The organism is Streptomyces sp. MZ04, from assembly GCF_004684775.1.
Classification (GTDB): Bacteria; Actinomycetota; Actinomycetes; order Streptomycetales; family Streptomycetaceae; genus Streptomyces.
The window spans coordinates 1-3,852 of record NZ_SRIC01000465.1 but is presented as its reverse complement, the minus strand read 5'-3'; the positions used below and the strand labels follow the sequence as shown (position 1 = coordinate 3,852).

The 3,852-nt window shown below is 69.2% G+C and carries 4 protein-coding genes; 3 read left to right on the top strand and 1 reads right to left on the bottom strand.

Annotation, left to right across the window (positions count from 1 at the left end):
• Together E2651_RS41865 and E2651_RS41860 are read left to right on the top strand one after the other, a co-directional pair.
• Positions 1-344, top strand: a 344-nt coding sequence (locus E2651_RS41865) for an adenosylhomocysteinase (RefSeq protein WP_167828745.1), incomplete at its 5' end; no start/stop codon positions are given.
• Positions 345-711: 367 nt separating this feature from the next.
• On the top strand, positions 712-1,326 hold the full coding sequence (locus E2651_RS41860; RefSeq protein ID WP_135336504.1) for a hypothetical protein: 615 nt from the start codon (positions 712-714) through the stop codon (positions 1,324-1,326).
• An 8-nt stretch (positions 1,327-1,334) separates the two neighbouring features.
• Here the strand turns inward: E2651_RS41860 and E2651_RS41855 are convergent, their stop codons facing one another.
• Entirely contained in the window at positions 1,335-2,285 is a 951-nt protein-coding gene (locus tag E2651_RS41855) for an RDD family protein (RefSeq protein ID WP_135336503.1), read from the bottom strand.
• 89 nt (positions 2,286-2,374) lie between these two features.
• On the opposite strand from E2651_RS41855, the gene E2651_RS41850 reads away from it, so the two are divergent.
• Positions 2,375-3,382 (top strand): stage II sporulation protein M, encoded by a 1,008-nt coding sequence (locus tag E2651_RS41850; RefSeq protein WP_135336502.1) that lies wholly within the window; start codon positions 2,375-2,377, stop codon positions 3,380-3,382.
• Positions 3,383-3,852 lie beyond the last annotated feature (470 nt).

The following is a 3,852-nucleotide window of genomic DNA, read 5'->3' as shown; positions in this document are numbered from 1 at the left end:
ACGAGGTCAAGCCGCAGGTCCACACGTGGACGTTCCCCGACGGCAAGGTCCTGATCGTGCTGTCCGAGGGGCGTCTGCTGAACCTGGGCAATGCGACGGGTCACCCGTCGTTCGTGATGTCCAACTCTTTCGCGGACCAGACGCTGGCGCAGATCGAGCTGTTCACGAAGCAGGAGGAGTACCCGACCGATGTCTACGTGCTTCCCAAGCACCTGGACGAGAAGGTGGCGCGTCTCCACCTGGACGCGCTGGGCGTGAAGCTGACGACGCTGCGCCCCGAGCAGGCGTCGTACATCGGCGTCGAGGTCGAAGGCCCCTACAAGCCGGACCACTACCGCTACTGACCGAACCCGGCCCGGCCTAAGCCCGGCAACCACGTTCACCAGCAGGCCCTCGCCCACCGGGCGGGGGCCTGCCCCCATACAGACCTGCGGCCGCACCACATGCTCGCCCGGGGCACCCACCCGGGCGAGGCCGCTCCGGGGGCGTCTACCGGGAGGGGCCGCCCGGGGGTGCCCACCGGGTGAGGCCGTCATGCGGTCGCTGCTGGCCGGGCCGCTTAGCCGCAGGCCCAGATCTGGGCCGCTCAACCCAAACCAGGGCCGCTCCCGCCACCACCCCAGCCACTGCCACCATGGTGCCGACACCCAACAGCACTGCCCCGGCTTGGCCCCGGCCAAGAACTCAGCCCCCGATGAGGACCGAACCCCCATGCCCCGCGGCCACTATTCGCTTCACGACCCGCACGACCACACCCCCCTCGGTGAGGAACACTTCCACTGCGCCCCCGGCCCCTCCGGCTGGCGCTACGTCTCCCAGCGCATCGCCCCGTCAGGCGAGCACACCGGCTCCGTCGACCTCGCCCTGGACGAACTCGGCCGCCCCATCCGCCTCGAACTCCACGCGGGGGACTGGCAGATCCGCGCCGCCGCGATCGACGGCGTCACTTGGGTCCGCTCCGACGCCACCGGCGCCCATGCCACTGAGGACAACGCCCCCGCCCACGCCTTCACCGGCACATCCCCCGCTTTCCTCATCGCGACCACACGCCTCCTGCGCCTCACCCCCGCTTCCCCCGCGACCCGCGTACGCCTCGTGGCCTTCACCGACCCGGTCCTCGCCCCCCGCACCCTCGACCAGTCCTGGGCCCTGCTCAAAAGCGAAGCACACGCCACTGACAACGGCCCTCTGACCGTGGACGAATACCAGGTCACAGCCCTGGACACCGGCGAACAGCACGCCATCCACATCACCGGCGACGTAGTCCTCTCCGCCCCCGGCATCGAGCTCGAGAATCTCGAAACCCCGCCCTCGACATTCGCCTGACCATCGCCCTACGCGGGCGGCACGAACCCCGTGCGCGGAGGCGCGGCCTCAGCACCTTCCTGCCCGACCACCGGACGAGCCGCAGCAGCCGGCTGAGCCGGTTGAGCCGGGTACGCCGCGTGATCCGGGGGAGAGGCGGCAACCGGCGGCAGAACACCGCCCGGGTACCCCACAGCGGCCCCCGGCACGGCGCGCCCCGGAGCAGCCGCACTCCCGCCGAACGCCCGCCGCGCATCGCGAGCCTGCCGCTCCTGCACCACGGCGGCCAAGTACGCGGCCGGCGGAACACCCTGCGGAGCCGGCGCCCCCGTCCGCGCCGCGAGATCCCCGGCCAGCCGCTCCGCCATCGCCCACCCCACCTGCGGATCCAACTGCCCCATCCGCGTCAGGTACTGCCGAATGGCGAGCCAGAGCCCCTCGGGCACCCCGGAGAGATCGAGCCCGGCGAACTTCCCCGCAAGCCAAGGCGGCGGCGGAGGCACAAAGGCCGCGAGCGCGACAGGCACCCGCTCCCGCACGACGAGCGTCCCCGCGAACACATCACCGAGGCGGCGCCCACGCTCCGACACCAGCGAGGCGATACACGCGACGACCCCGAACGTCAGCAGAATCTCGACGACCCCGACAGCGCCCCGCACCAACGCGTGCCGAAAGCGAATGGGCCCCCCGTCGTCCCGCACCACCCGAAGCCCGCACGCCATCTTCCCCAGCGACCGCCCATGACTGAGCGTCTCCACCGCGATCGGCCCACCGACCAGGACCAGTACGAAGGTGGCCACAGCGATCGCCGCGGCGGCCGCGTCGTCCAACGAGGACGTCGAGGCGACGATCGCCACGGTCACCCCCAGGTAGACCGCCCAGGCCACCACCAGGTCGATCAATATGGCGAGCGCCCGGCTCGGCAGCTTCGCCGGCCGCAGCTCGAGCGCCACCGCCTCGCCCGTCACAAGCTCACTCACGCCAGCCGCCCTTCCCTGCCCTGCCCTAGGAATGGCCAGTCTGCCAAGCTGAAGCAGCATCGCGCCGCAGTACGAGGAGCAGCCACCTGATGGACCTCGACGTCTTCGTGTCCGCCCACCGAGCCGAGTGGGACCGACTCGACGCCCTGCTGCGCCGCCAGCGCCGCCTCAACGGAGCCGAGACCGACGAACTCGTCGCCCTCTACCAACGCACCGCCACCCACCTCTCCCTCATCCAGTCCAGCGCCCCGGACCCACAGCTCACCGGCCGCCTCACCCACCTGGTGGCACGCGCGCGCAGCGCGGTGACGGGCACCCGCCGCGCTTCTTGGCGCGACGCGACGCACTTCTTGACCCACGGTTTCCCGGCAGCGGTCTACCGCAGCCGCCATTGGTGGGTCCCCACCGCACTCCTCTCGACGCTCCTCGCCGCCATCATCGGCTGGTGGATTGCCACCCACCCTGAGGTCCAGTCCTCCATCGCCGCCCCTGGAGACCTGCGCGAGCTCACCCGCCCGGGCGGCGAGTACGAGACGTACTACTCAAGCCACCCCGCGGCATCCTTCGCCGCCCAGGTCTGGACGAACAACGCCCAGGCAGCAGCGATGTGCCTGGTCCTGGGCGGCTTCCTCTGCTTCCCGGTCATCTGGATCCTCTTCCAGAACATGCTCAACCTGGGCGTGGGCATCGGCCTGATGTCCTCCGCCGGCCGCCTGGACACCTTCCTCGGCCTCGTCCTGCCGCACGGCCTCCTGGAGCTGACCGCGGTCTTCGTAGCCGCCGGTACCGGCCTGCGCCTCGGCTGGACCCTCATCGACCCGGGCCCTCGAACACGCCGCACGGCACTGGCCGAGGAGGGCCGAGCGGCCCTGGGCATGGCGGTCGGCCTGGCCCTGGTCCTCTTCGTCTCCGGCGCCATCGAAGGCTTCGTCACCCCATCGGGCCTGCCGACCTGGGCCCGCATCGCCATCGGAATAGCCGCTGAACTGGCATTCCTTGCGTACGTCTATCTCCTGGGCGGCAGAGCGGCACGGGCCGGCGCCACTGGCGACCTGGACCCCACGGAGCGCAGCGCGACGGTTCCCACCGCCGCCTGATGTGCGTACGACCCCGCTGACCTGCTAGTCTCCTCGACGCCCCAAGAAAACCGTTGACACGGAAGGATTGGGGAGGTAGATTCGAACAGTTGCCTAGAACTGGACAAGTCCAGTGGCGGCAGTTAGCATCTGCCTGCTTCTTGAATTTCATCAAGCAAGAAGCCACTCCCGATAAATCGGAAACTCCGAGCCGGTCAGTCCGGCGGAAAACTTCTGATAAAGTCGGAACCGCCGGAAAGGGAAACGCGAAAGGCCGAGAGGCCAGAGCGGAAACCTGAAAGGCACCGAGGAAATCGGACACGAAAGAGTCTGATAGAGTCGGAAACGCAAGAACAAAAGAAACACCGAAGGGAAGCGCCCGGAGGAAAGCCCGAGAGGGTGAGTACAAAGGAAGCGTCCGTTCCTTGAGAACTCAACAGCGTGCCAAAAGTCAACGCCAGATTGACAACCCCGTCTCGGCCGTCATGGTC

Bases quoted from the DNA above. Each gene is read 5' to 3' on its own strand.
- E2651_RS41860 (WP_135336504.1), top strand. From the start codon at position 712: ATGCCCCGCGGCCACTATTCGCTTCACGACCCGCACGACCACACCCCC.
- E2651_RS41850 (WP_135336502.1), top strand. From the start codon at position 2,375: ATGGACCTCGACGTCTTCGTGTCCGCCCACCGAGCCGAGTGGGACCGA.